General features: G+C 60.9%; 14 protein-coding genes and 2 tRNA genes. 4 read left to right on the forward strand and 12 right to left on the reverse strand.

What is annotated here, in order from left to right; all coding sequences use genetic code 11:
• Window positions 1-102: 102 nt before the first annotated feature.
• The 12 genes from carB to rpsF all read right to left on the reverse strand — a co-directional run bounded on the left by carB (window position 103) and on the right by rpsF (window position 14832).
• Window positions 103-3417, reverse strand: coding sequence for a carbamoyl-phosphate synthase large subunit (carB, locus tag I2H19_RS04740; RefSeq protein ID WP_195621645.1), 3315 nt, complete (start codon window positions 3415-3417; stop codon window positions 103-105).
• Between the two features lies 1 nt (window position 3418).
• Window positions 3419-4858: a glutamine-hydrolyzing carbamoyl-phosphate synthase small subunit gene (gene carA / locus I2H19_RS04745; RefSeq protein ID WP_195621653.1), complete on the reverse strand. Its 1440-nt coding sequence runs from the start codon at window positions 4856-4858 to the stop codon at window positions 3419-3421.
• 207 nt (window positions 4859-5065) lie between these two features.
• Window positions 5066-6031, reverse strand: a complete 966-nt coding sequence (locus I2H19_RS04750) for a hypothetical protein (protein WP_195621654.1) — start codon at window positions 6029-6031, stop codon at window positions 5066-5068.
• A gap of 19 nt (window positions 6032-6050) precedes the next feature.
• On the reverse strand, window positions 6051-7823 hold the full coding sequence (locus tag I2H19_RS04755) for an ABC transporter ATP-binding protein (protein ID WP_195621655.1): 1773 nt from the start codon (window positions 7821-7823) through the stop codon (window positions 6051-6053).
• Window positions 7824-8007: 184 nt separating this feature from the next.
• Window positions 8008-8703 carry an NUDIX domain-containing protein gene (locus I2H19_RS04760; protein WP_195621657.1) on the reverse strand — a complete coding sequence of 232 codons (696 nt, stop codon included), beginning with the start codon at window positions 8701-8703 and terminating at the stop codon, window positions 8008-8010.
• Window positions 8704-8724: 21 nt separating this feature from the next.
• Window positions 8725-10029, reverse strand: coding sequence for a phosphoribosylamine--glycine ligase (purD, locus tag I2H19_RS04765; RefSeq protein WP_195621660.1), 1305 nt, complete (start codon window positions 10027-10029; stop codon window positions 8725-8727).
• A 118-nt stretch (window positions 10030-10147) separates the two neighbouring features.
• Entirely contained in the window at window positions 10148-11434 is a 1287-nt protein-coding gene (locus tag I2H19_RS04770; RefSeq protein WP_022094075.1) for an adenylosuccinate synthase, read from the reverse strand.
• Between the two features lie 93 nt (window positions 11435-11527).
• Window positions 11528-12925, reverse strand: a complete 1398-nt coding sequence (gene dnaB / locus I2H19_RS04775) for a replicative DNA helicase (protein ID WP_195621674.1) — start codon at window positions 12923-12925, stop codon at window positions 11528-11530.
• Window positions 12926-13143: 218 nt separating this feature from the next.
• The gene (rplI, locus tag I2H19_RS04780; RefSeq protein ID WP_195621668.1) at window positions 13144-13683 is read right to left on the reverse strand and encodes a 50S ribosomal protein L9; all 540 of its coding nucleotides are present in this window, start codon (window positions 13681-13683) and stop codon (window positions 13144-13146) included.
• 15 nt (window positions 13684-13698) lie between these two features.
• A complete protein-coding gene (gene rpsR / locus I2H19_RS04785; protein ID WP_006235829.1) occupies window positions 13699-13965 on the reverse strand; it encodes a 30S ribosomal protein S18 in 267 nt (88 codons plus the stop codon).
• Between the two features lie 72 nt (window positions 13966-14037).
• Window positions 14038-14490 carry a single-stranded DNA-binding protein gene (locus tag I2H19_RS04790; protein WP_006235830.1) on the reverse strand — a complete coding sequence of 151 codons (453 nt, stop codon included), beginning with the start codon at window positions 14488-14490 and terminating at the stop codon, window positions 14038-14040.
• Window positions 14491-14538: 48 nt separating this feature from the next.
• A complete protein-coding gene (gene rpsF, locus I2H19_RS04795; protein ID WP_006235831.1) occupies window positions 14539-14832 on the reverse strand; it encodes a 30S ribosomal protein S6 in 294 nt (97 codons plus the stop codon).
• A gap of 504 nt (window positions 14833-15336) precedes the next feature.
• On the opposite strand from rpsF, the gene I2H19_RS04800 reads away from it, so the two are divergent.
• From I2H19_RS04800 to I2H19_RS04815, 4 genes are all read left to right on the forward strand, one after another.
• Window positions 15337-15427 (forward strand) — tRNA-Ser (locus tag I2H19_RS04800).
• 48 nt (window positions 15428-15475) lie between these two features.
• A tRNA-Ser gene (locus I2H19_RS04805) sits at window positions 15476-15566 on the forward strand.
• Window positions 15567-15936: 370 nt separating this feature from the next.
• On the forward strand, window positions 15937-16626 hold the full coding sequence (locus tag I2H19_RS04810; protein WP_229089786.1) for a trimeric intracellular cation channel family protein: 690 nt from the start codon (window positions 15937-15939) through the stop codon (window positions 16624-16626).
• Between the two features lie 107 nt (window positions 16627-16733).
• Window positions 16734-17879: a bactofilin family protein gene (locus I2H19_RS04815; protein ID WP_195444038.1), complete on the forward strand. Its 1146-nt coding sequence runs from the start codon at window positions 16734-16736 to the stop codon at window positions 17877-17879.
• Window positions 17880-17999: the final 120 nt, after the last annotated feature.

Below are 17999 nucleotides of genomic sequence, written 5' to 3' on the forward strand. Positions count from 1 at the left end.
GCGTCGGGGCGAGAGGGGCCGAGTTTCCTCCTGAGCGACTCTGCTTGCAGCCGGAGCGAAGGGGGAAACTCGGCCCCTCCCGCCCCGGCCGGACAGCTCGACCTACACCGTGTGCTGCGGCAGGTCCTGCAGGGCGATGACGTCCATGCCCATGTCGTTGGCGCTGCCGTGACCCTGCTGGTCCTCGCGCACGGCCTCGATGGCACTCACGTATGTGTTGGCGGCAGACATCGCCGTCACGCAGGTCACACCGCGGCGTACGGCCTCGGTACGTAGCAGGTAGCCATCGCCACGCGAGCCCGGACCATACGGCGTGTTGATGATTACCGCAATCTTGCCATCGGCGATGAGGTCGCCGATGTTGGGGCGCTCGCCGTCGTGCGGGCCGCTGATCTTCTCCACGACCTCGCACGTCACGTTGCCGCCACGCAGCACGCGCGCCGTACCCTCGGTGGAGCAGATATCAAAGCCCAGGTAGCGAAGGATACGCGCAACCGAAAGGATATGACGCTTGTCGCGGTCGCACACGCTAATGAACACCTTGCCGGCGCTCGGGTCGGGCAGCTTGTAATCGATCGCCAGCTGCGTCTTGGCGTATGCCTCGGGATAGCTCTTGGCGATACCCATGACCTCGCCCGTCGACTTCATCTCGGGTCCCAGGATAACGTCGGCTCCCGGGAAACGGCCCCAGGGCATAACGGCTTCCTTCATGCAGAACCAGTCCAGCTGACGCTCGTCGCTCGGCAGGCCCAGGCTCGCGATGGAATCGCCCGCCATGATACGCGCCGCGCACTTGGCCAGCGGTACGCCGGTGGCCTTGGAGATGAACGGCACGGTACGGCTGGCACGCGGGTTGGCCTCGATCACGTAGACAGTCTCGCCCTTGATGGCATACTGCACGTTGACCAGGCCGCGTACGCCCAGCGTCATCGCGATGCGGCGTGTGGTCTCGCGAAGCTTTGCCTGCAGGCTCTCGCTAAAGCTGAACGGCGGGATGCAGGTCGCAGAGTCGCCGGAGTGAATACCGGCCTCCTCGATATGCTCCAGAATGCCGCCGATGTAGACCTCTTCGCCATCGCACAGGGCGTCGACATCGGACTCGATCGCGCCCTCCAGGAAGCGATCGAGGTACACCGGGTAGTCGGGGCTAATGCGCGCAGCCTCGGCCATGTAATCGCGCAGATGCTCGGCATCGTAGGCGATCATCATACCGCGGCCGCCCAGCACGTAGCTCGGACGCACCAGCAGCGGGTAGCCAATATGCGCGGCCACGGCCTCGGCCTCCTCAAACGAGGTTGCCTGGCCCGCCGGCGGATACATAATGCCCAGCTTGTCGAGCAGGGCGGCAAAGCGCTCGCGGTCCTCGGCAAAGTCGATGGCATCGGGCTTGGTGCCCATGATGTTTACGCCGCTTTCCTCGAGCATGCGCGCCAGCTTAAGCGGAGTCTGGCCGCCGAGCGTCACCACGACGCCGTCGGGTCGCTCAACATCGATGACATCCATGACGTCCTCGTAGGTGAGCGGCTCAAAGTAAAGGCGGTCGGACGTGTCGTAGTCAGTCGAGACGGTCTCGGGGTTGCAGTTGACCATGATGGTCTCAAAGCCGCGGGCCGCCAGCGCGTAGCTCGCGTGCACGCAGCAGTAATCGAACTCGATACCCTGGCCAATGCGGTTGGGGCCGGCGCCCAGGATCATCGCCTTGGGCTTGTCCGCCGGCGTGGTCTCGTCGGGAGCCGCGCACTTCTTGGCATCCGGGCTCGTGCGGTAGATGTTCTCGTACGTCTTGTAGTGGTACTCCGTGGCGCTCGAGAACTCCGCAGCGCAGGTATCGACCGTCTTCATGCTGGGAATCACGCCCAGGCCCTTGCGGTAGGCGCGCACAAAGCGCTCGTCCGAGCCGGTCAGCGCGGCGATCTCGGCATCGCTCGTGCCGTACTGCTTGAGCAGGCGCATCGCGTCGGCGTCGATATCCTCCACACGCAGGCCGCGGATGCTCTCCTGGACCTGCACCATGTCGTTGATACGGTTGAGGTACCACGGATCGATGCCGCAGATAGCATGGATGCGGGCGATGTCCCAGCCACGGCGCAGGGCCTCGACCACAAAGAAGATGCGGTGCTCGGTCGGGGTCGCCACGGCCTGAGCGAGCTCGTCGTCGCTTAGCTTGTCAGCACCCTCCTTGCCACCGGCACAAATGCCCTGATGCCCGTCCTCCAGCGAACGCATGGCCTTGCCAAAGGCCTCCTCAAAGGTGCGGCCGATCGCCATAATCTCGCCCACGGCCTTCATGCGCGTGGTGAGCGTGGGGTCGGTACCCTTGAACTTCTCGAAGGCAAAGCGCGGCACCTTGACGACGCAGTAGTCGATTGTGGGCTCAAAGCAGGCGGGCGTAGCCTTGGTGATGTCGTTGACGATCTCGTCGAGCGTGTAGCCCACAGCCAGGCGCGCGGCAGCCTTGGCAATGGGGAAACCCGTGGCCTTGGAGGCCAGCGCGGACGAACGGCTCACGCGCGGGTTCATCTCGATGACGATCAGGCGGCCGGTCCGGGGGTTCACGGCAAACTGCACGTTGGAGCCACCGGTCTCGACGCCGATCTTCTCCAGAATGGCGAGCGAGGCCACGCGCATGCGCTGATACTCAAGGTCGGAGAGCGTCTGCGCCGGCGCCACGGTGATGGAGTCGCCGGTATGCACGCCCATGGGGTCGAGGTTCTCGATGGAGCACACGATGATGCCGTTGCCGGCGTGGTCACGCATGACCTCCATCTCGTACTCTTTCCAACCCTCGATGGACTCCTCGACCAGCACCTCATGGGCAGGCGAGAGCTCGAGGCCCTGGCTCACGATGGAGACGAGCTCCTCGTGGGTGTGCGCGATGCCGCCGCCGGCGCCACCGAGGGTAAAGCTCGGACGCAGCACGCAGGGATAGCCCACGCGCTCGGCGATAGCCTCGGCGTCAGCCACGCTGTAGGCATAGCCCGAGCGCGCGACCTCCAGGCCGATCTCGGCCATAGCCTCGTTAAAGAGCTTGCGGTCCTCGCCGCGCTCGATGGCGGCCAGGTCGCAGCCGATCATCTCGACGCCGTACTTGTCGAGCGTACCGTCTTTCGCCAGCTCGACGGCGGCGTTCAGACCGGTCTGGCCGCCCAGTGTGGGCAGCAGCGCGTCCGGGCGCTCTTTCTTGATCACGCGCTCGATAAACTCGGCGGTGATGGGCTCGACATAGGTGCGGTCGGCAAGACCCGGGTCGGTCATGATGGTCGCCGGGTTGGAGTTGACCAGGATGACCTCAAAGCCATCCTCCTTGAGCACCTTGCAGGCCTGTGCGCCGGAGTAGTCGAACTCACAGGCCTGGCCAATGACGATGGGGCCCGAACCAATGACGAGGATACGCTTGATGTCAGTACGTTTCGGCATGTTAGTTCTCCTCGGTCTCGGTCGCGGCGGTCTCGGCAAAATTCCAGCCAGCCAGGCGGTCCTTCGCGGTGTCGATGTCCAGATAGTTCTCCTCGCCGTCCATGAGTCGCGTAAAGGCGGTAAAGAGATAGTGGGCATCGGTGGGGCCAGGCGAAGCCTCGGGGTGGTACTGGACCGAGAAACACGGCGCGTCGAGCAGCTGAATGCCCTCAGCGGTGCCGTCGTTGAGGTTCACGTGCGTCAGGCGAATGCGGCCGAAGCGCTCGTTCATCACGACTGGCGCGATTCCGCGGCGCACCCAGACGCGCAGATCTCCATCGGCCGCATGCTCGGTCTCGCCGCCGGAAAGCTCGGGGACAAGCTTGCCCAAGCTGGGGAACAGCAGGCCAAAGCCATGGTTTTGCGCGGTGATCTCCACGCGACGGCTTACCAGGTTCATGACCGGCTGGTTGCCACCGCGGTGACCGAACTTAAGCTTTTCCATCTGGGCGCCGCAGGCCAGGCTGATCATCTGGTGACCAAGACAAATTCCAAAGACCGGCACCTTGCCGATCAGCTGCTGCACCTGCTCGTAGGTCTCCACCACGGCGTCGGGGTCGCCGGGGCCGTTGGACAAAAAGACGCCATCGGGATTCATGTCGAGCACCTCACTCGCGGGCGTATCCCACGGCACGACGGTAAGGTCGCAGCCGGCGCGGACCAGACCCTCCAGAATGCCGCGCTTCACACCGCAGTCGTAGGCGACCACTTTGTGACGGGCAGGAGCGGCAGCAGTAAGTGCAAAGTCATGCGTGGCAGGCAGGTCGGCGGCCACAAACTCGTGAGGCGCGGGGCAACTCACGGTCTTGACCAGATTCTCGCCCACCAGCGTGGGCGCTGCGGCCAGACGCTCGGCAAGCTCGTCGACGTCGAAGATCTCGGTCGAGATAATGCCCATCTTGGAACCATTGTCGCGCAGATGGCGCACCAGAGCGCGGGTGTCGACACCCTCGATAGCGACGATGCCGTGAGCGCGCAGGTACTCCGGCACGCTGACGGCCGAGCGCCAGTTAGAAGGCGTGGCGCACATGTCGCGAACGATCATGCCGCGCATAGCCGGAGCGCTCGCAGGGCGCACGGTGTCGCCGGGGAAGGCCGACTGGACGTCGGTCTCGTCGATACCGTAGTTGCCGATCTGCGGATAGGTCATGGTTACGATTTGGCCGGCATAACTCGGGTCGGTCATGACCTCAAAGTAGCCCTCGAGCGAGGTGTTGAAGCAGACTTCGCCGGTCGCGGTGCCCTCGGCGCCGCATGCACGTCCATAAAAAATGGTCCCATCCTCAAGATACAGGATGCAGGGACCGCAGGTGCCCTTGCTGGTTTTGGCCAGCATACGCTGGCAAAGCTCGCTGGGCGCGAAGGTGCGGGCGGCAGCGCCCGCGGTATGGTTGTTCGCCATAATTCTCCTTCCCGGTCTCACAGGACCGGCTTAAAGGTGTGTAGTTAGGCCTCGCGGTATTGTAACCGCAAGCATGGCTCATGGCGTTAATTTCATCGAAATGTTTACGAAATGATAATTATGACTTTCTATGCATAATGATTTTCTAATCCCCGTCCCAGAAAAATCATCCCGCGGGGCTTGTGGCTCACGCGGGATGACGACATCTTACTTTTTCTTGTCCTGTTCCAGCAGATCGGACGGTGAGCGATCGGGCTTGCCGCCGCGGAAAATCTCGCGGCCATGCAGACGATGCTCCAGGTCACGCTCGGCCTTTTCCTCGTCAATCTTGGTCTGGCTCACCACCGGGTCCTCAATCAACGACGACACCGAGTTCACCTGCTTCTGAATGCGCTCGGCGATGGTGTCATCCATACTCACGATGCGCATCTTCCAGTCGATATTCGTGGCGTTGGATGAGCTCTTGGTCCACACGAACGTCAGGATGGCGCTCTGGTGGCCCCGGGCAGGAAACATGCCAAAGAAGGAATCGTGCTGAATGTTGCTATCCTCGTCGATATAGGCGTGCACGTTGTACACCACGCGGTCGATCTTATCGTTGAGCAACGCGTTGGTCGCAAGCGCCGCGGCCTGAATCTGCCCGTTGGACAGCAGCTCGAGCTCGTTGGCAGACGATGTGTCCAACACCGTCACCTCGACCGTGCCCGTACGCTCATCGGCTTCATCGACGGTAAAGTCGAGCGGGAACTGCGTAAAGCCGTTGCCCCACTCAAGGCCGCCCTTCAGCGCCGTCGAAACGGTATCGACCGAAACGCTCTCGGACAGGTTGGCGGTGTTCAGACGACGCATCACGCCGTAGCCAATCTGCATGCCCACGATCAGCACCAAAATACCAATGACCACGGCCATCGCGGTCTTCGTAATGGTATGACTCACCTGCGAACCCGAAGGATCGTCCTCGGACAGCGGGTCGATATGTTTTGCCTGGCTCGCGCGGTCCTCGCTGCGCAGCTGCGCTAGCGCAGCTTTGTCACCGCGCTTGGCCGCAGCCTCCTTCTCACGCATGCGCTCGGTTCGCTTTTTGGCAAGCGTGGGATCCAAGACACCGGATGTATCGATTTCGGAGAATAACTCCGTCACTTCTTCCGGAGTCAAAGGGTTCTTGTCAGCCATAAACTTCCTGTCATATCAATCAGTCGAGCTCGTGCGCACGCGCACCTTCGAACTGCATTCGATAGTAACGGGCATAGGTGCCGCCACGGGCGAGAAGCTGTTCATGCGTGCCACGTTCCACAACGCGACCATGCTCAACGGTCGCAATCTCGTCAGCATGCTTAATGGTCGAAAGACGGTGGGCGATGATGATTGTGGTACGGCCGCGTGCCAGCTCTTCGAGCGACTCCTGGACCGCCTCCTCGCTCTCGTTATCCAAAGCACTCGTCGCCTCGTCCAAGATCAGGATCTTGGGGTTCTTGAGAAACACGCGCGCGATGGCAACACGCTGCTTTTGTCCGCCCGAAAGACGGCTGCCACGCTCGCCCACCACGGTGTCGTAGCCCTGTGGAAGCGACTCGATAAAGGCATCGATGTTGGCGCGACGGGCGGCCTCGGCGATCTCTTCCGCCGTAGCACCCGGCTTGCCGTAGGCGATGTTCTCGCCAATCGTACCGTCAAACAGATAGACATCCTGCTGCACCAGGCCGATGGCGCGGCGCAGGCTCTGCTGCGTCACATCGCGCACGTCCTGGCCGTCGATGCTAATGGATCCGGTAGCCACGTCATAAAAGCGCGGCAGCAGCGAACAGGTCGTGGACTTGCCGCCGCCCGAAGGGCCAACCAAAGCGATGGTCTGCCCGGGCTTGATGGACAGGTCCATATGGTCGATAACGGGACGCTCGTCGGCATCGCCCTCGCCCAGCTCGACATCCTCGTAGTTAAAGCACACGTCGTGATACTCCACGGCGCCGGCAGTCACCTGCAGATCCGTAGCGCCTGGCTTGTCCTGGATATCCGGCGCGGTCGAGAGCACCTCGTCCATACGTTTAAAGCCGGCGATAGCCTTCTGATACGTTTCGGCCGAATTGACGAGCGTCTCAAGCGGCGTGCAGAACAGCGAAATATAGAGTGCGAAGGTCGCCATATCGACCGCCTGTAGCTGTCCCTGGGCGACCAGCCAGCCGCCTAGCAGCACCACGATCACGTACAGCACGCCCGAGAGCAGACCATACGTCGCGGTGTAGACGCCCATGGCGTGATACATGTTCTCCTTGGACGAAAGGTAGCGATCGTTAGAGGCACGGAACTTGGCGCGCTCGGTCTCCTCGTTGGCAAAGCTCTTGACTACGCGCATGCCCGCCAGCGAATCCTGCAGCTGCGCATTGATGCCACTGATCTTTTTGCGGTTGTCGCTAAAGACCTCGCGCATGCGCATGTTCTGCCAAAACATGATGACTGCAAACGCCGCTGTCACCACAGCCATGGCAAGTGCCAGCACCGGGGCGATGGTAAAGAGGATCACAAACGAGCCGATGATCTCGATGCCGCAGATGATGATCCACTCGGGCACGTGGTGCGCCGCCTCGCAGATATCGAACAGGTCGTTGACCACGCGGCTCATCATGTCGCCCGAGCTGTTGCGGTCGAAGTACGCAAAGCTAAAGCGCTCATACTGGTCGAACAGGTCCTCGCGCATTTTGGACTCCATGCGCGCGCCCATCACGTGACCCCAATAGCTCACAAAGTAGCGGCAGGCGCAGCGGACGGCATACATCAGCACCAAGCCCACCGCGATCATGCCGAGCGCCTGCATAATGGCAGCCTGACCCTGAGTAAATAGCCCACCGGTCAAATTGCGCAGAATAATAGGAAAAGCAAGGTCAATGGCGGCAAGCACCAGAGCACAAACAGTATCAGCAACAAAAAGCCCCATCTGGGGCTCGTAGTAAGAAAGAAACCTCTTAAACATAATCACCTTACGCGGTTTTACCAAACCGCGTTTCGTCTCGACGCTGCAAGTGCCCCATTTGGACAATCTGGCCTTCAATCGTCGGTCGCGTATATCCATACGCTTCCCTCCTCTTTTAGGCCACCTTGTCTCAAATGGAGCACTTTCGCTGACTTACACAAACCTGCGGGATCATCCCCGCTCGTTAAAGCTCCGCGCCCCCAAGGCGATGCGCGATGCTATCGCAGGCCAAGGCGCCTACGACGGTCTTGGCGTCTTCGATCTTGCCGTCGAGTACGGCGTCGATCAGCTCGTGCAGCGGCACCAGGTCCACGTTGACAAACTCGTCATCATCGGGGTTGGGCGCATCAAACTCGAGCTTGGTAGCCAAGTAGATGTGGATGATCTCATCGCAAAAACCGCAGGACGTGACAATCGACGTCAAAAAGCGAATACGACCAGCCCTAAAGCCCGTCTCCTCATGCAGTTCGCGCTTGGCGCAATCGAGCGGGTCCTCGCCTGGATCGAGCTTGCCGGCGGGAATCTCGACCGTCACGCGGTCGATGGCGGTGCGGTACTGACGCACCAGTACGATCTTGCCGCTCTCGGTCAGTGCCACAACGGCCGCCGCACCCGGATGGCGAACGATATCGCGGGCGCTGCGGTGACCGTTGGGCAGCTCAACCTCAAGACGGTGGACGTCGAGGATCTTGCCCTTCCAGGCGCACTCCTCCGAAAGAATCTTCTCGTGCAGCTCGGCATCGTGCGGGTCGTCATCGCCCAGCACCAGCGTCGGCTCGTCAGCGACCTCGCCACCAGGCTCGCCCTCGGCGTGCCCATACATGCGGCTGTCCTCTTCGACGATCCGCGCGTCCACGAGCTCTTCGTTCTTCTCGTCCATCCGTCTCATTCCTCTCGGATTTTAGGCATCCCAGGCGTCGCGACCGCGCAGCGCGCGCAGGCCGATGTCGTGACGCAGGGTCTTGCCCTCAAAATCAATCTTCTCGCAAGCCTCGTAGGCAAGGTTGCGAGCGTTCTCGAACGTGTCGCCCAGAGCGGTCACGGCAAGCACGCGGCCACCATTGGTCACGAGCTGGCCGTCCACCACGGCAGTGCCCGCGTGGTACACGGTCACGTTCTCCATGGCCTCGGCATCCTCAATACCGGTGATGACCTTGCCCTTCTCGTAACTGCCGGGATAGCCCGCGCTCGTCAGGACAACGGCCACGGCCCACTCGTCGCGCCAGTCGAGTTCAATCTGATCGAGCTCGCAGTTGGCGCAGGCGAGCATGACCTCAACCAGGTCGTTCTTAAGGCGCGGCAGCACGACCTGCGTCTCGGGGTCGCCAAAGCGGGCATTGAACTCCAGCACCTTGGGGCCGGCAGGCGTAAGCATAAAGCCGCCGTACAGGCAGCCGCGGTAGTCGATACCCTCGACAGCGAGCTCGGCCACGGTCTGCTCCATGACCTTCACCATGGTGGCGTGCTCCTCGTCAGTCACGATGGGCACTGGGCTGTAGACACCCATGCCGCCGGTGTTGGGGCCCTTGTCGCCCTCGAGCGCGCGCTTGTGGTCCTGCGAGGTAGCCATGGGGCGCACGGTCTTGCCGTCGGTAAAGGCCAGCAGCGAACACTCGGGACCAACGAGCATCTCCTCGATAACCACGGTGCTGCCGGCATCGCCAAAGGTGCCGCCAAAGCACTCGCGCACGGCCTCCTCGGCCTGCTCAAGTTCGGTCGCCACGATAACGCCCTTGCCCGCGGCAAGGCCGTCGGCCTTCACGACCAGCGGGGCGCCCTGCTCGCGCACGTAGGCGAGAGCCGAAGCCTCGTCGGTAAACGAACCATAGGCTGCCGTCGGAATGCCCGCACGCTCCATGAGCTGCTTGGAGAACAGCTTGGAGCCCTCCATCTGGGCGCCCTCGGCACCCGGGCCAAAGCAGGGAATACCCGCCGCGCGCACGGCGTCGGCCACGCCCGCCACAAGCGGAGCCTCGGGGCCAATTACCACGAGTCCGCATCCGCGGCTCTGAGCAAACGCCGCCACGGCCGCAGGATCGCAGTCGTCGAGAACAACGTTCTCGCCGCAGCTCGCGGTGCCACCGTTACCCGGCGCAATGTAGAGCTTGCCGGCGCGCGGTGATGCTGCGAGCTTAGCTGCCAAAGCATGCTCACGGCCGCCGCTGCCCAACAACAGGATGTCGATGGTTTGAGTGTCCGCCTTCAAGGGTGCCTCCTCTATGGATGAATGGCCCGCTCCGCGCGAGCCCTTTGCAAGCAAATATACCCCTCGGCCGCCCGTCCGGGCTGCAAAGGGGTATATCGCAATAGCCAAATAGTCCCGATTACTTCCAGAATCGGTTGATGATCTGCTCGCGACCGGCGCCAACGCCAATGAACGTCACGCGGGTGTGTGCCAGATCCTCGATAAACGCCACGTAGTCCTGAGCCTCCTGCGGCAGCTCGTCAAAGCTGCGGCAACCGGTGATGTCGCACTTCCAGCCAGGGAGCTCCTCGTAGATGGGCTTGGCATGCTCAAAGCGCACCTGATGCTCGGGCACGCTGGTATAGCGCTCGCCATCGACGTCGTAGGCCACGCACACCTTGATGGTGTCGAAGGCCGAAAGCACGTCGAGCTTGGTCACGGCGATGTCGGTGAGGCCGTTGACGCGCGAGGCATAGTTGGCGATAGGGCCGTCAAACCAGCCGCAACGACGACGGCGACCGGTGGTCACACCGTACTCATAGCCCTCCTCGGTCAGCGTGTGGCCGGCCTCGGACTCATAGGAAAGCTCGGTGGGCATGGGGCCCGAACCGACGCGGGTGATATAGGCCTTCATGACGCCCAGCACGCGGTCGACATTCTTCATACCCACGCCGGAGCCAGTGATGGCGCCACCGGCGGTGCAGTTGGAAGACGTCACGTACGGATAGGTGCCGTGGTCGATGTCGAGCAGCGTCGCCTGGGCGCCCTCAAACAGCAGGTCCTTGCCCTCGTCGATCATGTTGTTGAGCAGCAGGCTCGTCTCGGTGATGTAGGGGCGCAGGCGCTCGGCCATCGGCAGGTACTCGTCGCAAATCTGATCCACGGTGTAGGTGGGCAGGTTGTAGATGAGCTCGAGCTCGGGGTTCACGCGGGCGAGAGCGGTCTCCAGCTTGTCGCGGAACAGTGCCTCGTCCAGCATGTCCTGCATGCGCAGGCCAATGCGGGCCATCTTGTCCTGATAGCACGGACCGATGCCGCGCTTGGTGGTACCGATGTTCTTCTTGCCGAGCTTCTGCTCAAAGGCGCCATCCAGATCGATGTGGTACGGCATGATGACATGCGCGTTGCCGCTAATCTTGAGGTTCTTGGTGGTGATGCCGTCGGCCTCGAACATGTCGATCTCCTCAAGGACAACCTTGGGGTTGACGACGCAGCCGTTACCGATCACCGACACGTGGTCGGAATACATGATGCCGGAGGGCACCTGGTGCAGGCCGTACTTCTTGCCGTTGACGACGATGGTGTGGCCGGCGTTGTTGCCTCCCGAGTAGCGCACGACGGCATCGAAGTCGCCGGCGACCAGGTCGCAAATCTTACCCTTGCCCTCATCGCCCCACTGGGCACCGACCAAAACGGTTGACGGCATGTTTACTCCTTACATTCATGGACTGTCTACGCGCCACGCCGGCACGCAGAAGCACAAAACATTCCCAGTATACCCGTGCAACGGGCGCCTGTCCTACTCCTCGGCATGTGCCCCATCAAGCTCATAGAACTTGGTGGATGCCGGCAGGAACATCAGGTCGACGTCGCCGATCGGGCCCGAACGGTTCTTGGCCACGACGATACGCGTAACGCCCTCGTCGGGTCGATCGTCGCGCGAGGCTTCGGCCTCGTCGGCGGAGCGGTCCAAGAACATAACGATATCGGCGTCCTGCTCGATGGAGCCCGATTCACGAAGGTCGGAAAGCTGCGGGCGCTTGCCGGTACGGGATTCGACCTGACGCGAGAGCTGCGACAGCGCGATGAGCGGGATCTTGAGCTCCTTGGCCATGATCTTCAGACCACGCGACATCTCCGAAACCTCGACGGTACGGCTCTCGGAACGACGGCCCGGCGGAGGACTTACCAGCTGTAGGTAGTCCAGAATGATGATTGCCTTCTCCTTGTTATGGAGCATGCGGCGGCTCTTGGCGCGAATCTCGGTCACTGTGGTGCCGGGCGTATCGTCAATCAGAATATCGAGCTTGGACAAGGCCTGCGTGGCCTCGTTGATATTGGCCCACTGCTCGGGGCTAATGCGGCCCATGCGGAAGTCACTGATCGAGATCATGGCGTAGGCGCAAATCAGACGCTGGGCAATTTCTTTGCCCGACATCTCCAGCGAGAAGAAGCCGACGGTATAACCGGCAGCGGCAGCGTTGAGCGCCAGATTCAGGGCGAACGACGTCTTACCCACAGCAGGGCGGGCGCCGATAATGATGAGCTGGCCCTCGCGGAAGCCCATGAGCATGCGGTCGAGTGACGGGAAGCCCGTGGGCACGCCCGCAGCCTGACCACCGGCCTGACACACTTCCTCGGCCTCGTTATAGGCCTCGACCATAAACTCGGTCAGCGTCTTGTAGCTCGACTTGACCTCGCGTGCCGTGACCTTGAGCAGCTTGCTCTCGGCTAGCTCCACGACCTCTTTGGTGTCGGTGGGGGCGTTATATGCCAGCGCGTTGATCTCGTTGGTGGCGCCGATCAGCTCGCGCAGCATCGAATCGCGACGAACGATGGCGGCATGGTGCTGCCAGTTCACGAGCGACAGAGTCTGACCCATCAGCTCCAAAATGTAGGCCTCGCCGCCCACGGCATCGAGCTTGTTGATGCTTCGCAGGTAATCGATCAGCGAGATGGAGTCGATGGGAATGCGGCTGTTGTACATATCGACCATCGCGGTGTAGATGGTCTTATGAATGGGCCGGTAGAAATCATCGGGCTGCAGCTCGACCTGGGCCTCTTCGACCACCTCGGGCGATAGCAGCATAGCGGCCAGTACATTGGCCTCTGCATCTTGGTTTTGGGGAAGACCCAACTTTGAGCCGCGGTCCTCGACCGTCAGCCCCGTCTCCCTATCGTCATATGCCATGAGCATCCTCATTCATATCGCTTGCGAGCATCCATAGTATCAGCCACGGTCCCAAAACGCGCCACGCGCCGCCAATCATCACCGAACCAAACGGATGAACGGTCCTGTATATAGGACTTCGACGCAACGTTCACCATGACACTCACTCAGCGCAAAAAACAAAAGGGCGCCCTGGTTTCCCAGAGCGCCCTTCTTAGAACAAGATTGTTGCGTTGCATCAAATGCTACTCGGCAGCAGCCTCAGTCTCGACCTCGGCGGTCTCGGCCTCGGCGACCTCAGCGGCCTCCTCGACCTCAGCCTCGGCAGCGAGCTCCTCGGCGGTAACGCCGACGAGAACGACAACCTCGGCCTTGATCTCGCGGTACAGCGAGATGGCAACGGTGTGGGCACCGGCAACCTTGATGGGCTTACCGAGCTCGACGCGCTTGCGGTCGATGTCCATACCGAGCTGAGCCTTGATGGCGTCAGCGACCATAGCGGCGGTAACGGAGCCAAAGAGGATGCCCTCGTCGCCGACCTTGACGTCAACAGTGACCGTCTTGCCCTCGAAGGCAGCCTTGGTCTCGTTGGCGGTAGCCAGACGGACGGCCTCGCGCTTGGCGATGTTGTTGCGACGCTCGTCAAGCTGCTTGAGGTTGCCCTTGGTGGCGGCAACAGCGAGCTTCTTGGGGAACAGGAAGTTCTCAGCGTAACCCTGAGCGACCTCTATGACGTCACCCTCGCCGCCCTTGCCCTTGATCTCATCGAGAAGAATAACCTTCATGATGCGTCTCCCTTCTTAGCCGCGGTCGCGGTTGCCACGAGAGGAAACCACGGGGACGGTGTACGGCAGGAGAGCCATCTCGCGGGCGCGCTTGATGGCGTTGGCGATGTCATGCTGATGCTGCGTGCAAGCGCCAGTGACGCGACGGGGCTTGATCTTGCCACGGTCGGTCATGTACTTACGGAGAAGCTGAGTGTCCTTATAGTCGATGAACTCAGTGTTCTCCTTGCAGAACTGGCAGTACTTACGACGCGGCTGACGTGCAGAAAAATCATTAGCCATGTCAAAATACCTTTCATTTGGCAACTTCGGCGAACCGAAGCCGCCTCTCACTCAAAAATAGGTGAACAACCCTTAGAACGGGATGTCCTCATCGTAGACGTCGACCGCGGGCGGCGTAGCCACCGGCGCGGCAGGACGTGCTGCGGGCGCGGGAGCTGCGGGGGCGTAACCGCCCTGATCGTAGCCACCCTGGCCACCACGGGAGCTCATAAACTCGATCTCATCGACGATGACCTCAAGCTTGCTCCGGCGCTGGCCGTCGCGCTCCCAAGAGCTGTAGCGCAGCTTGCCCTCGATCGCGACCTTGTTTCCCTTTGCCAGGAAACGGCTCACGGCCTCGGCGCGGGTGCCGAACATGGTGCAGTCGACAAAGTTGGGATAGTCCTCCCACTCGCCAGTCTGCGCGTTGCGGCGACGATCGTTCACGGCAACGCCAAAGGACAGAACCTGGGTTCCGCCGGCGGTGGCGCGCAGCTCGGGATCGCGGGTGAGGTTACCGGTGATGTTCACTCGATTGATGCTCATAACTCACTACTTCCTCTTGGGGCACAAGCCCAGTCCAAAACGACAGTCTTACTCCTGGTCGTCGCGACGGACGATCATGTGGCGGACCACAGCGTCGGTGATGCGCAGGACGCGATCAAGCTCGGCGATCTGGGTAGGATCTGCGTGGAAGTTGATGAGGGTGTAGTCACCATCGGTGAGGTCGTTGATCTCGTAGGCGAGCTTGCGCTTGCCCCACTCGTCAACGGAGTCGACCTTGCCAGCGCCCTCAGCGATCGTGGTATCGATACGCTTCATAACAGCGAGACGAGTCTCGGGGTCGAGCGACGGGTCAACAAAGAACAGCAGTTCATAAGCCTTCATATTGTCACCTCCTCTGGGCAAATGTGGCTTCAGGTCGTGAAGGTGCGCCTGAAGCAGGAAAAGACTTGGTAATAATATCTTTCAACCTCCTAGGCTGCAAGAATATGCAGCTACAACCTCATGACCTCCACATATGCCCATACTCGCACGACGTTTCATGCGCATTCCAACCAAATGCTGACCAAAAGCTTGACGGATCTGTGGACAAGATACGGTGCCGTGAGGACAAGCTGAGCCAAGTCGCAGGTCAACGGGCACAAGGCTGTGGTCGCAAAATGCATACCAGTGGCCCACAGCACCACCCAAAGATTTTTAGATTCATTGCCAAGTCGCTTATGAATACCCCTTTTGAACAATTGAGTTGATCAACCACGCTGGTCGGAAGCCGTTTTTTGGCACCTCAAACCCCACTGCAACGTCAAGCGCGGCCGAACGTTTTAAAAAATGCCAACTTTTCTGTTTGCACTTTGCGATTCCTCGTGTATACTGACTCTCGCATTTAACGGAGAGTTGTCCGAGTGGCCGAAGGAGCACGATTGGAAATCGTGTAGGCGTCAAAAGCGTCTCCAGGGTTCAAATCCCTGACTCTCCGCCAGTTAATTCCAAAGCAGGCCTTTGAGCCTGCTTTGTTTTTACCCCACGCGGAGGGGTGGCAGAGTGGTTGAATGCGGCGGTCTCGAAAACCGTTTGGCCTGTATAAGGTCACGAGGGTTCGAATCCCTCCTCCTCCGCCATTTTGGTTGAGAAAGCTCCCAAGAATGGGAGCTTTTTTTGTTTTGAGTCTCTAACAAGCAAATACGGCGGAGGAGGAGGGATTCGAACCCGCCAGGGCGCGACGCGTAAAGAAAACGCGCCCGTGGCGCGTTTTTAGCGCAGCGCGGTCGGCGTAAGCCGACCGGATAAATTTTGAGCAAAGCTCAAAATTTGAACATCCCTCCTATTCAGCCACGCCCCCATCGCGTTCAGCATCAGTCCAGATCCCCAAACATGGGACCTACGCCCCCACCCGATCCCAACCGTTTACCGAGCAATAGGGTCGCCACGCCCACCAACCATGTACTATGTACGGGCATTGTCTAAACCCACAACCCAAAGGACCCCATCTTGCCAGTCGTCGCCGCTATGACCGTTACCTCACACGCCACGGATGCCATGGTCGCCATCCCGTTTTGGCTCGAAATGTTCGCCGTCGTCGCGGCATCGATCTCGGGCGTGTTGGTCGCACGCGAGCACAAACTCGACCTGGTGGGCGCCGTCGCGCTCGCCGTGGTCTGTGGCTTGGGCGGCGGTCTTTTACGCGACATGACGCTGCAGGTGGGCAACGTCTACATCCTCAACCAGCCAATGGCGCTGCCGCTTTCCATTGCCACGGCAGCCATCATCTACATTTTCCCGGCAATCGTCGACAAACCCGAAAAACTCATTCCCCTGCTCGACATCATCTCGGTCGGCATCTATGCCGCCACCGGATCGGACAAGGCGCTGGTCTACGGCTTTGCACCGGCGGTGTGCATCATGATGGGCTTTTTTACCGCGGTGGGCGGCGGCATGTTGCGCGACGGCTTTATGGGCGTGGTTCCGGGCATTTTCCAACGTACTAACTTTTATGCCATCGCCGCCATCGCCGGATCGACAAGCTATGTGTGTCTCGTTATGAGCGGCATCATGAGCAATGTCGCCGCGCTGGTCGTATGCGTTGTCGTGACCATGGGTCTGCGCTGGCTCTCGCTGCGCTTTGACATCAAAAGCCCCACCGAGGAAGACATCGCACGCTTTTTGCACCGCAAAAAATAGGTGGCGCGGGCCCATCCTTCGAAATGCAACCGAGAGGTTCTTTTAGAGCACCCGCGCGTTGGGTACCCTGTTAGGTATATGCCAAACACCTAACAAAAGGATCAACCATGGCTTTCAATCAAACCGCGGCGGCGCCGTCACACAAGATGCGTCGCTGCCTGCTTATGGCATTCGCGCTCATAGCGCTGGCGATCACCGCGCTTCCCACGGCGTCGTTCGCCGGCACGGACACCGCAGGCAACGTACTTGCGACCGACAATGACGCCAATCCGTCCGGCGTCGAAGGTGACCTGTACTGGGCAGGTCAGGACCTCAACTTGGACGATACGTCCATCGACCGCGATATCATCGCCGCGGGCGATACCCTCTCGATCCGCGACTGCACAGTGGGCGGCGCCGTCCGTCTGGCGGCACGCACCATCGACATTGCCAAGACCGCGGTTGATGGCAGCGTGACCATCGCTGGCCAGCATGTCGTGCTCAATTCCGACAGCACCGCCAACTGTTTCTACGCGATAGGCGAGACGGTTGCTCTGCGAGGCTCCACCAAGTCGGCAGCGCTCGCGGGCGATACGGTGACCATCGATGGCACCATCGATGGCGATGTCGAGGTTTGGGCCGACAAACTCATCCTAGGCAAGAACGCCCACATCACCGGCACCGTGAACGCGCACGTCTCCGAGGACCCCGAGCGTGCCGCGGGAGCCGAGGTCGGCGCGCTCAAGATCGACCGCACCGAGAACGAGGATACTTCCACCGTTAACGATGTCATCGGCGGCATCGTCGCCGCGGCACTCTCGACCTGCTTTGTCGCTCTGCTGCTCGAGCTCGTCTTTCCGCGCGCGACCGCCGGCGCCGCCGGCATGCTCCACCAGCGCCCCATGCCCCTGTGGGTGAGCGGTCTTCTGGGCACGATTGCTATCGCCCCCGCCGTCCTACTGCTGATTATCTCTATCGCTGGTCTGTCGCTTGCTGGAACCCTCTTGTGCGGCGTTATCGGCATCGCATTGGTGTCGAGTGCCTTTTCGGGGTGCGCGCTCGCCCGCATGGTCGGACACAACCAAAACCGCTACGCCATGGCAGCCGTGGGCGGCATAATCGCAGGCGCCCTCACGGGGCTTCCCCTCGTAGGTGACTTCATCAGCGGCGTGGCCTTTGTCTTTATGCTCGGCTACGTTATCCAGATCATCTGGCGAAACGCCCGCCTCAAGCCGCAGCAGCCGGCTAACATGCCAGGACTCCCCACCGCTTAGCCACCAACCACCACAAAGGTGCCAGGTTACTTTGCACCAACAAATCAAAACCACCCCTAAAAGGGGTGGTTTGCTCTTAGGGTATAACCCTTGGATTTCCGGCACGCGTCTAAAGGCGCC

It is taken from the genome of Collinsella aerofaciens, assembly GCF_015560135.1.
Classification (GTDB): Bacteria; Actinomycetota; Coriobacteriia; order Coriobacteriales; family Coriobacteriaceae; genus Collinsella; species Collinsella aerofaciens_AN.